At 65.6% G+C, this 16,008-nt stretch carries 15 protein-coding genes; 13 read left to right on the forward strand and 2 right to left on the reverse strand.

Annotation, left to right across the window (positions count from 1 at the left end; genetic code table 11):
- Positions 1-4: 4 nt before the first annotated feature.
- Complete coding sequence (locus tag J0A91_RS03765) at positions 5-1,126, reverse strand: chemotaxis protein CheB (RefSeq protein ID WP_150126820.1); 1,122 nt, start codon at positions 1,124-1,126, stop codon at positions 5-7.
- Here J0A91_RS03765 and J0A91_RS03770 point away from each other — a divergent pair.
- Together J0A91_RS03770 and J0A91_RS03775 are read left to right on the forward strand one after the other, a co-directional pair.
- Positions 1,125-2,537, forward strand: coding sequence for a sensor histidine kinase (locus J0A91_RS03770; RefSeq protein ID WP_069203794.1), 1,413 nt, complete (start codon positions 1,125-1,127; stop codon positions 2,535-2,537). The genes J0A91_RS03765 and J0A91_RS03770 overlap by 2 nt on opposite strands.
- The gene (locus J0A91_RS03775) at positions 2,530-2,910 is read left to right on the forward strand and encodes a response regulator (RefSeq protein ID WP_069203795.1); all 381 of its coding nucleotides are present in this window, start codon (positions 2,530-2,532) and stop codon (positions 2,908-2,910) included. The genes J0A91_RS03770 and J0A91_RS03775 overlap by 8 nt, the downstream gene beginning before the upstream one ends.
- Before the next feature lie 115 nt (positions 2,911-3,025).
- On the opposite strand, the gene J0A91_RS03780 is transcribed toward J0A91_RS03775, so the two are convergent.
- On the reverse strand, positions 3,026-3,541 hold the full coding sequence (locus J0A91_RS03780; protein ID WP_069203796.1) for a host attachment family protein: 516 nt from the start codon (positions 3,539-3,541) through the stop codon (positions 3,026-3,028).
- A gap of 394 nt (positions 3,542-3,935) precedes the next feature.
- Between J0A91_RS03780 and J0A91_RS03785 the strand changes: the two genes are divergently transcribed.
- The 11 genes from J0A91_RS03785 (at position 3,936) to J0A91_RS03830 (ending at position 15,143) form a co-directional block, all read left to right on the forward strand.
- Positions 3,936-4,376 (forward strand): c-type cytochrome, encoded by a 441-nt coding sequence (locus J0A91_RS03785; RefSeq protein WP_150126821.1) that lies wholly within the window; start codon positions 3,936-3,938, stop codon positions 4,374-4,376.
- A complete protein-coding gene (locus J0A91_RS24780; RefSeq protein ID WP_069207002.1) occupies positions 4,373-5,356 on the forward strand; it encodes a cytochrome c oxidase subunit II in 984 nt (327 codons plus the stop codon). Before J0A91_RS03785 ends, J0A91_RS24780 begins: the two co-directional genes overlap by 4 nt.
- Entirely contained in the window at positions 5,353-7,224 is a 1,872-nt protein-coding gene (locus J0A91_RS03790; protein WP_069203798.1) for a cbb3-type cytochrome c oxidase subunit I, read from the forward strand. Before J0A91_RS24780 ends, J0A91_RS03790 begins: the two co-directional genes overlap by 4 nt.
- Complete coding sequence (locus J0A91_RS03795; RefSeq protein WP_069207003.1) at positions 7,221-7,835, forward strand: cytochrome c oxidase subunit 3; 615 nt, start codon at positions 7,221-7,223, stop codon at positions 7,833-7,835. Before J0A91_RS03790 ends, J0A91_RS03795 begins: the two co-directional genes overlap by 4 nt.
- A gap of 47 nt (positions 7,836-7,882) precedes the next feature.
- Complete coding sequence (locus J0A91_RS03800; RefSeq protein WP_169833078.1) at positions 7,883-8,173, forward strand: hypothetical protein; 291 nt, start codon at positions 7,883-7,885, stop codon at positions 8,171-8,173.
- Positions 8,170-9,066 carry a cytochrome c oxidase assembly protein gene (locus J0A91_RS03805; RefSeq protein WP_169833079.1) on the forward strand — a complete coding sequence of 299 codons (897 nt, stop codon included), beginning with the start codon at positions 8,170-8,172 and terminating at the stop codon, positions 9,064-9,066. Before J0A91_RS03800 ends, J0A91_RS03805 begins: the two co-directional genes overlap by 4 nt.
- Positions 9,056-9,475, forward strand: coding sequence for a c-type cytochrome (locus J0A91_RS03810; RefSeq protein ID WP_069203800.1), 420 nt, complete (start codon positions 9,056-9,058; stop codon positions 9,473-9,475). The genes J0A91_RS03805 and J0A91_RS03810 overlap by 11 nt, the downstream gene beginning before the upstream one ends.
- 560 nt (positions 9,476-10,035) lie before the next feature.
- The gene (locus J0A91_RS03815; RefSeq protein WP_206364977.1) at positions 10,036-10,491 is read left to right on the forward strand and encodes a sigma-70 family RNA polymerase sigma factor; all 456 of its coding nucleotides are present in this window, start codon (positions 10,036-10,038) and stop codon (positions 10,489-10,491) included.
- Complete coding sequence (locus J0A91_RS03820) at positions 10,475-11,434, forward strand: FecR family protein (RefSeq protein WP_069203802.1); 960 nt, start codon at positions 10,475-10,477, stop codon at positions 11,432-11,434. The genes J0A91_RS03815 and J0A91_RS03820 overlap by 17 nt, the downstream gene beginning before the upstream one ends.
- Before the next feature lie 78 nt (positions 11,435-11,512).
- Positions 11,513-13,861, forward strand: a complete 2,349-nt coding sequence (locus J0A91_RS03825) for a TonB-dependent siderophore receptor (RefSeq protein WP_206364978.1) — start codon at positions 11,513-11,515, stop codon at positions 13,859-13,861.
- 19 nt (positions 13,862-13,880) lie between these two features.
- Positions 13,881-15,143: a PepSY-associated TM helix domain-containing protein gene (locus tag J0A91_RS03830; RefSeq protein ID WP_069203803.1), complete on the forward strand. Its 1,263-nt coding sequence runs from the start codon at positions 13,881-13,883 to the stop codon at positions 15,141-15,143.
- The last annotated feature ends 865 nt before the right edge of the window (positions 15,144-16,008 follow it).

A 16,008-nucleotide genomic window follows, 5' to 3' on the forward strand; every position in this document is an offset into this window, starting at 1 on the left:
TCGCTCAGGCTTCACCGTCGGACAGCGGCGCACTCAGCCGGGCGATCGCTTGCTCCAGCACCTCGATCATCTGAGACGCCTCTTGCGAAGCGGAGTTCCAGCGCGCCTCTGCATGCTGCAGACCGCGTGCTTCGGCGCTGTCGCGCATCTGCTCGAAGAGGCGCATCCTGTCGCGGTGCGTACGCGCGGCGACCGCGAGTGCGTGTTCCAGTTCGTCATTCTGCGCCGCCGCCAGTCCGAGCGGCGTGAACGCGTGTCCGACCTGACAGCGAAAGCGCAGTTCGTTTTCGATTTCGATCTGGTTCAACACGCCGCCACAGTCGGGGCAGGACAAGTGGCTGGGTTGGCCCGGCGTCACGAAGTCTGGTTCCATGATGGCAAAATCCTGTGCGGCCATGCGGTCCTCGATGATATATTCCTCGGGAAGCGGCACACTGACGCCGGCCGGCTCACGCACCAGCCGGCCAAGCAGTTCGCCAAGTCCGTCGAGCGCGACGCGGTGATCGACATGGTCGCGCTTCAATGCGTTCTGCGGCATCGATGGCCACGCGGCATCGGCCGGATCCTGGATCACCGAAAGCCCGCCCGCGGCCTTGATCGCGATCAGCCCCTCGGTGCCGTCGTCGAGCAGCCCGGTCAACACCACGCCGATCACGCGACCGCCGTAAGCTGCTGCGGCGGAGCGGAACAACGCATTGACGGCCGGGCGCGTCCGGTTCTCCTTGGGGCCGCGCCGCATCAGCACCCGGCCGGGCCGCAACAGCATATGTTGGTCGGGAGCGGCGACGTAGATTCGCCCCGGCACGATCTCCTCGCCATCTTCCGGCGAACTGGCCGGCAGCGGCCCGACACGCCCGATCAGCAGCGGCAGCAGGCTGCGCCCATTCGGCGACAGATGCTGCGCAACGAAGATGGCGGCGGGGAAGTCAGGGGGCAGACTTGCGCTTAGCCTCTGCAATGCTTCGACACCGCCGGCGGACGCGCCGATCACCACGATATCCTTGCTAGGCATGGTTTCTCCTCGCAACCCCAACGATCCAGGGCGGCGCTCGGGTACAATAATCAAGGAAAAATCTGCTGCTTTTTCGGAACCAGAGCGTTGTTTCGCGAACAGAGGGCCGACCATGCACTTCACTGGCAGCAACCCGGACGGCGAGACGTTGGTGCGTCTGCGCGACGAAAACGAACAGTTGCGGACCGCACTCGAGTCCTCTCTCGAGGAGAATAGCCGGCTGACCGAGGATCGTGACCGGTTGCTAGGGCGCGTCACGGCGCTTGGCCGGGAATTGCAGGGACTGCACGCGACGCATGCGCGCGCAAGACAAGCCGACCGCGCGACGACCGAAAATGCATCCGATCTTGCGTCATCTGCATCCGATGAGGAACTGCGGGTCGCTTTCGAAGAGCTTCAGGTGCTGACCGAGGAACTGGAAGTCGCCAACGACAGCCTTCAGCGGCTCAACAGCGAATTGGAGGCCCGCGTCGCCGAGCGCACCCGCGCACTGACGGAGGCGAACCACGTCCTGCGCCGCACCGAGGCGCGGCTGTTCACGCTCGTCAACGGCATTCCGCAACTGGTGTGGCGTGCGGTCGATCACGGCGACTGGACATGGTCGAGCACACAATGGTCCGATTACACGCAACTCAGCAATGCGAAGAGCCAAGGCATCGGCTGGCTGGACGCTTTCCACCCAGACGATCGGGAGGGTGCGCGGCAAGCCTGGGCGCGGGTTGATGCACAGCACGGCTTCACCTTCGAAGGTCGCATCCGTCGCGGCGCGGACGGTTGCTATCGCCACTTCCAGACCCGCGCGAGTCCGGTGCTGACGCCGGAAGGCGTGGTGCTTGAATGGCTCGGCACATCGACCGATATCGACGACCTGCTCACGCTGCGCGCACAGCAGTCGGTGCTGGTAGACGAGCTCCAGCACCGCACGCGCAATCTGATGGCCGTCGCGCAGGCGGTGATGCTGCGCACACTCAAGGGAAGCAGCTCGCTCGAAGAATTCCGCCGGTGCATCAGCGACCGCTTCGATGCGCTTACCCGCGTGCAAGGATTGTTGTCGCGGCGGGGCGGGCAGCGGATCAGTTTCGATGCGTTGCTGCGCGCCGAACTGTGCGCGCACGTCGACATCGATGCGCAAGGCAATGGCGCGCAGGTGTCGATCGGCGGACCCGACGGCGTGCCGCTCGAAACCGCGCTGGTGCAGACCCTCGCGCTCGCGCTCCACGAACTTGCGACCAACGCCGTGAAATATGGTGCGCTGGCGCGTCCGGGCGGGCACCTCTCGGTCCGTTGGCACATCGTCGACGGCGAGCGACTCCACGTCGAATGGCGCGAGACCGGCGTCCCCGACGTACCCGCCGCCGAGGCCACCCCCAAGGGCGGTGGCTACGGCCGCGAACTGATCGAGCGTGCTTTGCCATATCAATTGGGCGCGCGGACCAGTTTTACCTTTATGCCCGATGGGGTGCTATGCACGATCGAGGTCGATATCCCGCGTGAGCGATTGCTCAAGGAGAGAAGCAATGTCTGAACAAGGGCTTGTTGGGCGCCGCATTCTCGTGGTCGAAGACGAGTATCTGATCGCCGACGACGTGTGCGCGGCGCTGGTCGCGGCGGGCGCGGAGGTCTTGGGGCCATGCCCGACGGTGGAAGCGGCGGCGGCGATGGTGGCACACGAGGCGCGGATCGACGCGGCGCTGCTCGACATCAACCTGCGCGGCGATCCGGTCTTTCCGGTCGCGGATGCGCTGGCGGCGCGCGGTGTCCCGTTCGCCTTCGCGACAGGCTACGATCGCTGGGCGATCCCCAGCCGGTTCGAGGCGGTCGCTTTGCTCGAGAAGCCGCTCAAGGATCGACAGATCATCGCAACTCTTGAGCCGATGATGCCCGCCGCTCTGGCTTGAACGTCGACACCTGCCCGCGCTGAAGGGCACTTTCTTGATGGCGGTGCAATGGCGAGAGCACGACGGCCTCACAGTCGCTGGAGGCCCGTGCGTAGGCTAAGCGTGCGTGGCTTGGTCAAGCATCGGCCAGCGCCTTCTCGATCTCAGGCACCGGGCGTCCGGTGAGATCCTTGGCCAACTCGCCGTGCAAACGGCTAATCACTTCCTTGTGATAATGCTTGCGCAACTCGCCCAGCGTTTTCGGCGGCGCAACCACGACGAGCGCATCGTACGCGTTGGCCAGAGCACGGCGTTTCAGCATCTCGGCGATTTCCGCAGCAAAGCGTTCCTCCTCCTGCTGGTGATAATCAGGTTCTCCCATGGAGCCGCGTGACGGCGCGAACTGCGCGCCACCGCCGCTGCCCATGTTTTGGTTCGATCCGCCTTGCGCTGCGGCAGGTGCGGAGGCGCCGCTCTGCGTCGAGGACGCTCGGCCGGCCGCATCGCTCTTCAGGTCGCGGTCGGGGGCATCCGCATGCTCCTCGGCCAATTCGACCTGTAAGTTCAGCGCCGCGGCGTCACCTTCGTTGCGAAAGAACAGCATCTTGCGGCCGTCCGCGACCAGCACGAAGGTGTTGTGCGGAATCTGCATGGTCGATCCTCCTCTTTGAAAATGGTGTATGTGGTAACGCGACGTGCCCCGTCTGGTTTCCAAGTCTTGCTGCGCCCGTCGGGGTTTGCGGCGGCCCACCGCCTAAGCTCTGCAATCTTGGGTCGGCGACCGGCCGGCGGTTCGACGAGCAAAGTCGTTTCGTCCTCGCGCAACTTGAGGCTTCATCGGCAGAGTTGATATGCGCCTTTAGCCTGCACCGCGGATGCCTTGCATACCGTCGTCACTTCCTTCACTGTAGGTAAGGAAGAGATTTAGGTTATCCTACATCAATGTCGTCTTATCCTGGAGCGCATATCGGGACGAAGATAGCGCTGCCTCCCGGAAGCGTTTTCAACATCTCGACGGCCACTGCACTGCGAGAATTGGCTGAACCGTGAGGCGCCTTTTATCTTTCGCGCCTGCCGCGTTGCTGGCCTTGACGGCATGCGAGAGAGAAGCGCGTGTTATCGCGGCCGACCAGCCGCAGACATCACCGCGCGGCCCGCAGGACCCGCGCGCGGCCGCTTACGAGAACAACGCCTATCAGATATCGCAGGGCGGCCGATACTTCACCTGGTACGGGTGCGGGCGCTGCCATGTGGTGGGTGGAGCAGGCGATCTGGCCAAGGCGGGCGCCGGGCGCGATCTCGCGCATATCTACGCTGCGGTCGCGCACGGCCACACCTCCGGCAGCCGCATCCCGTCGGAGCAGATTTGGCAAATCGCCGGTTACATTCGCAGCCTGCCACAGACGGGCGCGGCGCGGGCGCAGCGGCAGGTACATGATCTGCGTGGCGAGCCGCAGGGACAGACGTGGACGGGGGCGCTGCGATGAGAGGCGCTTGGTCGTTCGCTTGGCTTTTTCCGCTTGCCGCGTGCGCCGGGCCGCAGAGTCCGCTCGCGCCAGCCGGGCTTCAGGCGGAGTGGCAGCATTGGCTGCTGATGCTCATGTTCTGGGTCTGCGGCATCGTCTACGCGCTGGTGATGGCGCTGCTCGGGGCGAGCATCTGGCGCGGACGACGCCGCCTTACCGGTACGCCAGAGACGTCGCCCGACGATCGCCGATTGAGCAAGGGGCTCGGGCTATGGGCGGGGATGATCGTAGCAGGGCTGACGATCCTCATCCTCGGCAGCTTCGTGGTCGAGCGTGAACTCGCCAATGAACGCAAGCGCGAGGCGTTGGTGGTGCGTGTCACCGCGCAGCAATGGTGGTGGCGCATTCAGTATCGCGATCCGGCAGGCACAGGCTGGATCGAAACCGCCAACGAACTCCACTTGCCGGCAGGGCGCACGGCGCGGATTGAACTGGGTTCGGTGGACGTGATCCATAGCTTCTGGGTGCCGAATGTCGCCGGCAAGATGGACGTGATCCCCGGCCGCGCCAACGCGATCGACGTTACGCCGCACCGGCTCGGCTGGTTCCGCGGCCAGTGCGCGGAGTTCTGCGGCGCGCAGCACGCTCACATGGCCTTCGATGTGAAGGTCGACACGCCCGCCGAGTTCGCCGCATGGCTTGCCACACAAGCCAGCCCGGCGACGCCGCCTGCCGGCGCTGCGATGGTGGTGACGAACGGGCCGTGCGCGTCTTGCCACACGATCCGCGGTACCGCGGCGCGCGGGCGCGCCGGGCCGGATCTCACGCATGTCGGTGGCCGCCGTTCGGTCGCGGCGGGGACGTTGCCGATGAGCCGTGGCGCGCTGCAAGGCTGGATCGCGCAACCGCAGGCACTCAAACCCGGCACGCTGATGCCGGCGGTCGCGTTGACGGGCGCGCAGATCGACGCGACGGCTGCCTATCTGGAGTCGCGCAAGTGAGCCGGCTGGACGAGACCTGGGCAGACCGGCCGGGTTGGTGGGGGTTTCTGACCACGGTCGACCACAAGCGCATCGCCGCGCGCTACATCGTGACCGTGGTGGCGATGCTGTTCCTCGCCGGCATGCTCGCGCTCGACATGCGGCTGCAACTCAGCACCGCGAACGGCACGCGGATGGGGCCTCAACTTTACGATGAGAGCTTCTCGCTGCACGGTTCGACCATGCTGTTCCTCGTCTCGGTGCCGGTGATGGAGGCGATGGGCATCTGGCTGGTGCCGCTGATGCTCGGTGCGCGCAACCTCGCCTTCCCCCGACTGACCGCGTTCAGCTACTGGCTGTACTTTGGAGGCGTGCTGATGCTGTGGGTGCCACATGCGCTCGGCATCACGCCCGATCTCGGCTGGTTCGAATATCCGCCGCTATCGGGGCCAGGCTATGCGCCGGGGCACCGTGCCGACATCTGGGCGCAGATGATCACCTTCACCGAGGTCGCCGCGCTGTCCGCATCGGTGAACATCGCCGCGACCATCCTCAAGATGCGACCACCCGGCATGACGCTGGCACGCATGCCGTTCTTCCTGTGGGCAATGCTCATCGCGTCGCTGATGACGATCTTCGCGCTGCCCGCGGTGATGCTGGTGACGAGCATGCTGATCGCCGACCGGCTCGTCTCCACCCAGTTCTTCACGCCGGCGGGTGGCGGCGACGTGCTGCTGTTCCAGCATCTGTTCTGGTTCTTCGGCCATCCAGAGGTGTATATCATCTTCGTGCCGGCGGTCGGGTTCGTCTCCGCGATCGTCGAGGCGTTTTCGCGGCGTCCGCTGTTCGGGCATATCGCGATGGTTCTGTCGCTGCTCTCGATCTCCGTGCTCGCCTTCGGGCTGTGGGTGCATCACATGTTCGCGGTCGGACTGCCCCGGCTCGGCAACGATTTCTACACCGCCGCGAGCATGGCGATTGCATTGCCTGCGGGCATCCAGATCTTCTGCTGGATCGCGACGATCTGGAGCGGGCAGCCGCGCTTCGCGACGCCGATGCTGTGGGTGGTCGGTTTCATCGCGACCTTCGTGATCGGCGGCTTGTCGGGCATCATGGTCGCCTCGGCACCGCTCGATCTGCAATTGACCGACACGTATTTCATCGTCGCGCACTTCCATTATGTGCTGGTCGGCGGCGCGATGTTCCCGTTGTTCGGGGCGTTCTGCTATTGGTATCCGAAGGCGACCGGCCGGATGATGTCGGAGCGGTGGGGCATCGTCGCGTTCGGGCTGATCGTCGGCGGGTTCAATCTCGGCTTCTTCCCGATGCACATCCTCGGCCTCGAAGGCATGCCGCGACGGGTCTACACATATGGCCCGGAGATGGGCTGGGGTGGGCTGAACCTGCTCGCGACGATCGGCGCTGCCGTGTCGGTACTCGGCGGGCTGGTGCTGGTCGGCAATGCACTGCTCAGCTATTGGCGCGGCGCGCCTGCGGGTGCCGACCCGTGGGGCGGGCCGACGCTCGAATGGGCCGCGCCATCGCCGCCGCCGCCGTATAATTTCGAGCATACCCCCGTCGTCACCGGCATCGCGCCGCTGTGGGAGCATGACGATCTGCCGGTGATGACCGGCCTCAAGGACGATGCGCGCGAGGTGCTGGTGACGTCGGTCGTGGATGCGATCCCGCTCTACCGCCAACACAGCCCGGCGCCTTCGATCTGGCCGCTGGCGGCGGCGATGGCGGTGTCGGCAATGTTCGTCGGCAGCATCTTCACCGCCTGGGCGATCGTATGGGGTATGGTGCCGGTCGCGATCGGGCTGATCCTGTGGTTTTGGCCGGTGCGCGGGCGCGCCACCAGCGGGCCGCTGCGGGCGCGCGGACAATGAGCGCGCGCCCGCAGCGCCGCGTCGGTGATCTCTCCGGCCTGCCCGAGAGCGCGTCGGGGCCGCGCCACCTCGTCTGGTGGGGCAATATCGGCTTCATGCTGATCGAAGGCACCGGCTTCCTGCTGGCGGCCGGCGTGTACCTCTATCTGGCGAGCCAGACGCCGCACTGGCCACCGACTGGCGATATACCGCCTGCCTTGATGTGGAGTGGCATCTTCACGATCGGCCTGTTGGCGAGCGAGATCCCGAACCTTTGGTTGCTCAGACGATCTCAAGCGAAGGACGTGCGGGCGGTGCGCTATGGCACCGCGCTGATGACGATCCTGGGAATCGCATTGGCGGCGGCGCGGTGGTTCGAGCTTCAGCATCTCGGGGTGCGCTGGGACCATGACGCTTATGGCTCGGCGCTGTGGTTGCTGATGGTGCTGCACACCACGCATGTCGTCACCGATCTCGGCGATACGGCCGTGCTGTCGGTATGGCTGTTCACGCACGAAGTCGGCGACGATCAGTTCGCCGACGTCGAGGACAATTCCAATTACTGGACCTTCGTGGTGATGGCGTGGCTGCCGATCTACGTATTGGTCTATTGGGTGCCGCGATGGATGTGAACGCATCCCGGCGGCATCGCGGCGGGCGGCGCGCCTGGATCGGCTTGATGCTTCCCCCGCTGGCGTGGATCTGTTTCGAATATGGTGCGGGCGTGTCCCTGCGCGGTGCGTGCGCGGAGATTGGTGGCTGGGCGGGGCCGCTGTGGGGGGTGGCCAGTCTCGCAGTGTGTGGCGCAGCCGTATGGATTGCGCGCGCGGCGGCGCGGGCGGAGGCCGCGCGCAATCCGCCGACGCGTCCGTGGTTGGCCCGGATCGCGATGTTCGGCGCGGGTGTGTTCGCTCTGGCGATCCTGTTTCAGACGACCGCGACGGTGATCGTGCCGGGTTGCGCCCGGTGAGAGCGGCTCGCGGTCTCGTGCCGGTCGCGCTGTCGGTTCCTGGCGCGGCGTGGGCGCATACCCTCGGAACGGGCGCATCGGTCGGGTGGACGTGGGACACGTGGATCACGGTGCCACTCGCGCTAAGCGGGCTCGTCGCGACAATCGGGTGGGCGCGGCTCCTGGCGCGTTCGGGACAGGGCGCATCGGGTCTGCGCCGACGCGGGCTTTGCTTTCTCGCCGGCTGGCTGGTGCTGGCAGGTGCGCTGGTGTCGCCGTTGCACGAGGCGGGTGAGCGATCTTTCGCGATGCACATGGCCGAGCATGAATTGCTGATGCTCGTCGCCGCACCGCTGCTGGTGGTCTCGCGCCCGCTGGCGGTGATGCTCTGGGCGTTTCCGCTACCGCTGCGCCGCGTTCTGGGCGGAGCGGGGGCGGCCAAGCCGGTTACCGCGATTTGGCGCGCACTGACCGCACCGATACTGGCGACGGCATTGCAGGCGGCGGCGCTGTGGCTTTGGCATATGCCGCTGCTGTTCGATATCGCGCTTGCGGACGCGGGCTGGCACGCCGTGCAGCATGTGTCCTTCTTGGCAAGCGCGTTGTTGTTCTGGACTGCGATGCTGCGCGGACACGACACCGCACAGCGTGGCACCGCGATACTGTGCCTGTTCGCGACCGCGATGATCTCCGGAGCACTCGGCGCGCTGATGGCACTGTCCGCAAGCCCCTGGTACACAGGCTATTCGGAACTCGGCATGGCACCGTTCGGCCTAACCCCGGCGGAGGACCAGCAGGTCGCCGGGCTGCTCATGTGGGTGCCAGGCGGCCTTGTTCACGCCGCCGCCGCCGTGTTGCTGATGCGCGCATTGTTGCAGGACCGTTCGCCCGGGACACTCGCTTATGCCGACTAGCCTGCGCCTGATCGCCGCGCTGCTGGTGGCGGCCACGATCGCCGCGATCGCCTCGATCGCGGTACTGCACGCGCAGGACGTCGCGCACGCCCGCACCCAGGCCGAGCAGATGACCGGAGGTAGCGTCGATCGCGGCAAGCTCGCTTTGTCCCGCTACGGCTGCGGCGCGTGCCATGTCATCACCGGCATCGCCGATGCACAGGGGCAGGCCGGGCCATCGCTCGCCGGCATCGCCAGTCGCGCGACGATCGCGGGGCGGCTCGCCAACCAGCCCGATCAGATGGTGCTTTGGCTGAGGCATCCGCAGCAGATCGTGCCGGGCAACGCAATGCCCGACCAGCAGCTGAGCGAGCGCAACGCGCGCGATATCGCTGCCTATCTGTATACCCTGCGGAAGACGACCTACTGAGTTGATTCGCTGGCAGGGCGTATCGCACGCCGGACGAGTACCTGTTGCCGGCGCCAACGTCCGGCAGACGCCCGACATCGGCTCCCGTACCACTTTCGCCAAAAATATCGGCAGCGAAAACCTGTAGAATCAAATTGATAAGGGATACCGTGGAGTAGATGGCCGCACCCATTGCCAGCCAATCGGAGCACGTCAGATCAGGTCCGACTGGGAAATCCGCAAGGCGCCAGCGAGTCCGCTGAGTCGCACAATCCGGCCGGACCGCCCGATCGAACAGGTTCGAACGTCCAGAAAACCCCAACACTGCTCCTCTTTTCCGCGTAGCGATGCCATTCGCTAACCTTGATATTTATCCGGCAACTCCGGAATTTCCGGGTAAGGGAATCGCGCATGCCTCGGGCGCCTGCGGAAGCCGCCGACCAGGCACCATTTGCGCCATGCCGTGATAAGTGCCCACCACAATAGCTATTGCGACCTATTATCACACTCGCTAGCGACGCCTTGTGTCCGGCCTCGCACAAACCTCTCTTGAATCCATCTATCGTGCTCATGGCGGTTGGTTGCTGAACTGGCTGACGGGCCGTGCGGAATGTCACGCGCGTGCCAGCGATCTGGTGCAGGAAACCTTCTGCCGCCTTGCCGCGCAGAGTGATCTGGCGCTGCATTCGCATCCGCGTCGCTATCTGGCGACCGTCGCGCGACGGCTTTTGATCGATGATGTCCGGCGTCAGACGTCGGAACGCTGTTTCCTGGAGGCGTTCGCTCTCCACACTGGCAATGCGGCGCAGCCCGGGCCCGACCGGATCGCGCAGGCGGTACAGGAACTGGCCGCGCTGGCGGAGTTGCTCGGCGCGTTGCCCGAGCGCGTGCGCCGCGCTTTCTTGATGAGCAGGGTCGATGGCATCCCCTATGCGGAGATCGGCGCCGAGTTCGGCGTCTCGGTGAGCATGGTGAAACAATATGTCGCACGCGCGTTCGCGCATTGTTACCTGGTCACGCATGAATGCCCCGACTGATCCTGTCGAACCCACCCGCGCCGTCATAGAAGAGGCCGCCCTGTGGCAGGCGCGGCTCGGCTATGAAGAGAGCGATGCCGCCGAACGGGCGCGGTTCGATCGCTGGATGAATGCGCATCCGTCGCACCGCGTGGCGTTCGACAGGATGAGCCGGATCGCCGGGCGCGTCGCGCAACAGGACGCGGTCAGCCAGACCGCGCTCGATACCATGTTGACGAAGCGGCCGCGCCGCGGCGGTCTACTTGCGATCCTGCTGCTTGGCGGGGCGGGTCTTCTCGGCTGGTCGGCGATGCGAAGCCCGATCGTCCGCGTTCACATCGCCGACGCGCGAACCGCGCGCGGTGAAGTGCGATCGGTGCGGCTCGCGACGGCGGATCGCGTAACCCTGGACAGCGACAGCGCGATCGACGTGGACGAATCTCGGCGCTCGGTGCGGCTGTGGCGTGGCGGCGTCATGGCCGAGGTGAGGCACGGCGATCCGCGCGAATTCGTCGTGCGCACGTCGCAGGGGACGGCGCGTGCGCTCGGCACCGCGTTCACCGTGCGGATCGACGGCGACGGGACAATCGTCGCCGTTATCAAATCCCGCGTAAAGGCGTGCGCCGACGAGGGCGCCCGCAGGTGTCTGACGCTAAGCCCCGGCCAGGTGGCACGGCTCGACAGTGCGGGCGCGCACCAGCTCGCCGATGTCGATCCTGTGGCCGAGGCCGCATGGAGCGAGGGGTTGCTGATCGCGGAAGACCTGCCGCTTGCCCAAGTGATCGACCGGCTCAACCGATACCGGAAAACGCCCATTCGATTCCGGGCTGCGGAGCTGGAAGGACTCAGCCTGTCGGGCGCCTTCCCGATCACCGATGGCGATCGCGCTCTTGCCAGCATCAGTGCCGCGCTGCCCGTGATGGTGGAGCGAGAGTCCGACCGGATCACGGTTCGTCGTCGCTGAAAAATTCTGATGTGTCACGCTGTCCCTCTGCGCCGCTGATCCGTCCGTAGGTCGAACAACCGATTCTGGGGGATCATCATGACCAATCGCTTCCTGCGCTGCGCGAGCGCTCTGCTCTGCTGCGCTGTCATTCCGGTTCTGCCCGCCGCGGCGCAGACGCCGAACGCCGCGCGCGCCTTCGACCTGCCGACGGAACCGCTGGCGCGCGCGCTGGTGCGCTTCACGCGCGCGTCCGGCGTGATCGTCGTGGCGGATGCGAGCCTGATGCGGGGCAAGCGGAGCGGTAGCGTGCAGGGCGACCTGAACCCCAAGGCAGCGCTCGATCAGATGCTGCATGGCACCGGGCTTGAAGCGAGGCCGGACGGCCGGGGCGGTTACGGTCTTGTGCGGACCGAACAAACGGTATCGCCGGCCGCGAGCGCGACCGTCGATCCCATGCAGGCGGAGATCCTCGTGTTCGGGCGCCTCACGCGCGACACCGCGCTCAGCATTCCGCAGACCGTCGATGTCATAGACAGCCAGTTGATCCAATCCAGCAACAGCGACACGGTGGGCGATGCGCTTCGCTTCGTACCAGGCGCGTCCCGCGACGGATCGACGCTCGATGCGTTTGGCGACACCTATCTGATCCGCGGCTTCCTCGCGAACCAGACCATCAACGGCATCGCGGTTTCCACGATGCGGCAGCCGCGCGACAGCATCGGCATCGAACGGATCGAAGTCTTGAAAGGGCCGGCCTCGGTCCTCTACGGCCAGCTTCAGCCCGGCGCGGTCGTCAATGTCGTCACCAAACAACCGAAGCGAGAGTGGGCGGGAAGCGCCAGCGTCAGCTACGGCCGCTACGACGATTTTCGCGGCACCGTCGATCTGACCGGGCCAGTGACGAAAGGGGGTGCCCTCCGGTTTCGCGTGACCGGCGCCTATGACGATGCCGACAGCTTCATCGACTATTGGCACCGCCGCCATGTCTTCGTCGCGCCGGTGCTGGCGGTCGATGCCGGCGACGCGACGACCGTCACGTTGGAAGGCATGTATTCGCGCAACCGGCTGAACGGCTTCTTCAACGGCCTACCCGCCGAAGGCACCGTGCTGCCCAACCCGAACGGCCGGTTCGCGCGTGCGTTGACACTGACCGACCCCACGTTCCGTCCCTCGATCCGCGACGACAGCGACATCACAGCGCGCGTGGAACATGCCTTCAGCGATCGGATACGCTGGCGGACGGCGCTCTCGTGGATGCACGAATATCGCGACGAGGAGGGCGTGCTCGGTCTGCTCGGATGGGCCGACGACACCCAACGCACGCTGTCGCGGGCCGTGCTCGCGTCGGTATCATCCGGCAATACGTGGACCGCACATACCGATCTGGGCGTGGGTTTCGAAACCGGGCCATTCTCTCACGACCTCGTGGCGGGTGGTGAATACACCTGGTTCGACCGACATACGACCGGCGCGACCAGCCTCGCACCCGACCTCGACCTCTTCGCGCCCACCCATCAGATGACGGCGCGGCCAACGACCACGCTGATCCCCAGCCGCAGTACGACGAACGATGAAAGCACGCGCACCGCGGGCCTGTTCGCGCAGGACCGCGTTGCGCTGACGGACCAGATAAAGCTGATCGCCGGTGTCCGCTGGTCCGATTACCGGCAGACGGTGGTGAGCACGCGTGGCAGAGCCGCGGCGCTGACGCGCGACCAGAGCCAGACCGCCTGGACCACCCAGTTCGGCCTTCTCTACACGCCAACGCCTTCGATCTCGCTGTTCGCCAATCGCACCACCTCGTTCCTGCCGGTGCAGGGCATCCGGGCGAGCGGCGAAGCCCTGAAACCCGAGACCGGAACGCAATATGAGGTCGGCGCCAAGGCTGTCCTCCTCGGCGGTGCGTTCGCGCTCAACGGATCGCTCTTCCACTTGAAGCGCGGCGACGTCGCGGTGGCGGACCGGGTCTCGCCCGGCTTCCTCGTCGCGATCGGTGAGCAGGTCGCCAAGGGGTTCGAACTGTCGGCGACCGGGCGGCCGATCGACGGACTCACCCTCTATGCGGGCTATGCCTATATGGATGCCAAGACCACCGAGGACAACGACGCCGCCCTGATCGGCAAGCGTATCCGCAACACGCCCGAGCATAGCGTGGTGTTGCGCGGCGACTATGACGTTCGCACCGGCCCGCTCGTCGGCGTCTCCTTCGGCGGTTCGGCAACCTACACCGGCGACCGCGCCGCCGATATCGAGAACAGTTTCTCGCTGCCGAGCTATTGGCGGATCGATGCGCAGATCGGCTATGCGGTGACCCGCAACGTCAAGCTGGGCGCCAGCCTCGAGAATCTCACCGACGAGCGTTACTACAGCAATGCGTACAGCCTGTTCGAAGTATGGCCCGGCGCGCCGAGAACGTGGCGGGTGAACCTGACGACGAAATTCTGATCGCGGTCTCGACGACGCCATGCGTATCCGTACAGTCTGGGCGATCGTGCATCGTTGGGCAGGGTTGACCATCGCCCTGTTCCTGATCGTCGCAGGCCTGACGGGAAGCCTGCTCGCGTTCAACGACGATCTCGAGACATGGTCCGCACCGCGGCTTCACCGGGTCGCGCCACCGCGCCCCGGCGCGGCGATGCTCGATCCCCAGAGGCTGCGCGGCGTCGTGCTCGCACGTCACCCGGGTGGGATGATCGACTATCTGCCGCTTCGTTTCGCGACCGGCCGGAGCGTGGTCCTGCGCGTGAACCGTATCGATCAACGCACCGGCGCAAGCGTGCCCTGGTCAAGCCGATGGGACGAGCTTTTCGTCGATCCCTACAGCGGCCGGACTCTGGGGCATCGCACATGGGGCGACATTTCTGAGGGCTTGGTCAATCTCATGCCCTTCATCTACCGCCTGCACTATTCGTTGGCGCTTGGCCCGTGGGGGCTGTTGGCCTTCGGCGTCGCGGCGCTGGTGTGGACGCTCGATTGCTTCGTCGGTTTCTATCTGACGCTTCCGGTTTCGTGGCGGCGGGATCACGCTTCCGCTGGTCGGCGCGCACCCAAGTGGTCGGCTCGGTGGAAGCCGGCCTGGCGAGTCCGATGGCACGGGGGGAAGCACAGGCTGAATTTCGATCTGCATCGTGCCGGCGGGCTTTGGTTATGGCCGCTGCTGCTGGTCTTCGCCTGGTCCGGCGTGTCGTTCAACCTGGCGGTCGTTTATGAGCCGGTGATGCGAGTGTTCGGCTATCAGAGGCTGCAGGACGGTATCGTCCCACTGGCCGACCCGCGCTATCACCCCAAGCTCGATTTCCGCGCGGCCGAGCGGTTGGGGCGCGCCATCGCGCGCAGCGAGGCCGCTCGGCTCGGCTTCACTATCGACTCGACACGCGACAGCGGCCTGCTGCACCGCCCCGATGCCGGGGTCTACGCGTACATCTTCAGCTCGTCCGCCGACATGCGTGCGACAGGGGGCCGAACCGTGACGATTTTCGATAGCGACACCGGAAGGCCGCTCAAAACCGTGGTGCCGCAAGGTCAGAGCGGTGCCTACGCGTTCACCGAATGGATCACGGCGATCCATATGGCAGACGTCGGGGGCCTCCCCTGGCGCATCGCCACCGCCGCCGTCGGCCTGATGGTGACGGGCCTTTCGGTGACGGGCGCGCTGCTCTGGGTGCGAAAGCGGGCAGCCCGAAGAATCTCGCGAACACGGCATGCCTTGCGGGCGGCGAGATCGTGATTTGTGATTGGCCTCACCCAGGGAAGTCTCGATCTATGAAGACGGAAAGGCAAAGACGGACGCAGAAGGCGAATGCATTCGATCACATCGTGTCCGTCCAGGACTGGCGGATGTCCGCGTCCGCGTGCAACTCTGGCGCGCCGATGACGATCGGATTCTTCCCGCTTCCTTCTATTCGGATGCGGTTCGCGCAACGCTGCCGAACAAGCCTGAATTCCATACCGTACCCGGCGCAGGGCACTTCGACTTCCTGGCCCCCGTGCCGATCCCGCGTCCATGCCACAGCTACGCCCCAGCGCGCGGGGGTTCGACCGCACGGCATTTTATGCCCGCTGTGATGTGGAGGTGGCGCGTTTCTTTACGAAAAAGCTCAACCGCAGGCGGCTCGTAGCTGCAGCGGGTAGCAACGGTTGATCGAGAAAGCCGCACCGCCAAGCGTGACGGCTGCTCGAATTTAGCGGCTAAGACCGCGGAAGGACGATCTTGCTCGTGAAGTCATCCCTTTTGAGAGCTCCGCATCGGCCGCTCCCGGCCAACCCAAGTCATTCCGCAGCTGACGAGTGAACACCGCGTTTTCCAAGACCAGCCATTGCTGCACGGGCGAATCGCCTGTCGGTTCTGGGCCATGGCGATCATCGGCACCTCTGGTTGCCGATACCGTAGCCGCCTCCTGCTCGCGCCGGCATTTAAGCGATCCATTGCCGACGGCTATCATGCGGGCGCACTCGGCGCGCTGCGAAGAAGCTTCGGCGTGCAAACCGCCTGCATCGTGTTCATTCTGCCTCGCTGGGCACGCTCGCGCCCCACCCCCGGCGACCTGAGGGCAATCCGTCCACGGCGCGTAGATTCCGATGACTGACGCGAT

It is taken from the genome of Sphingomonas panacis (assembly GCF_001717955.1).
GTDB classification, from domain to species: Bacteria; Pseudomonadota; Alphaproteobacteria; order Sphingomonadales; family Sphingomonadaceae; genus Sphingomonas; species Sphingomonas panacis.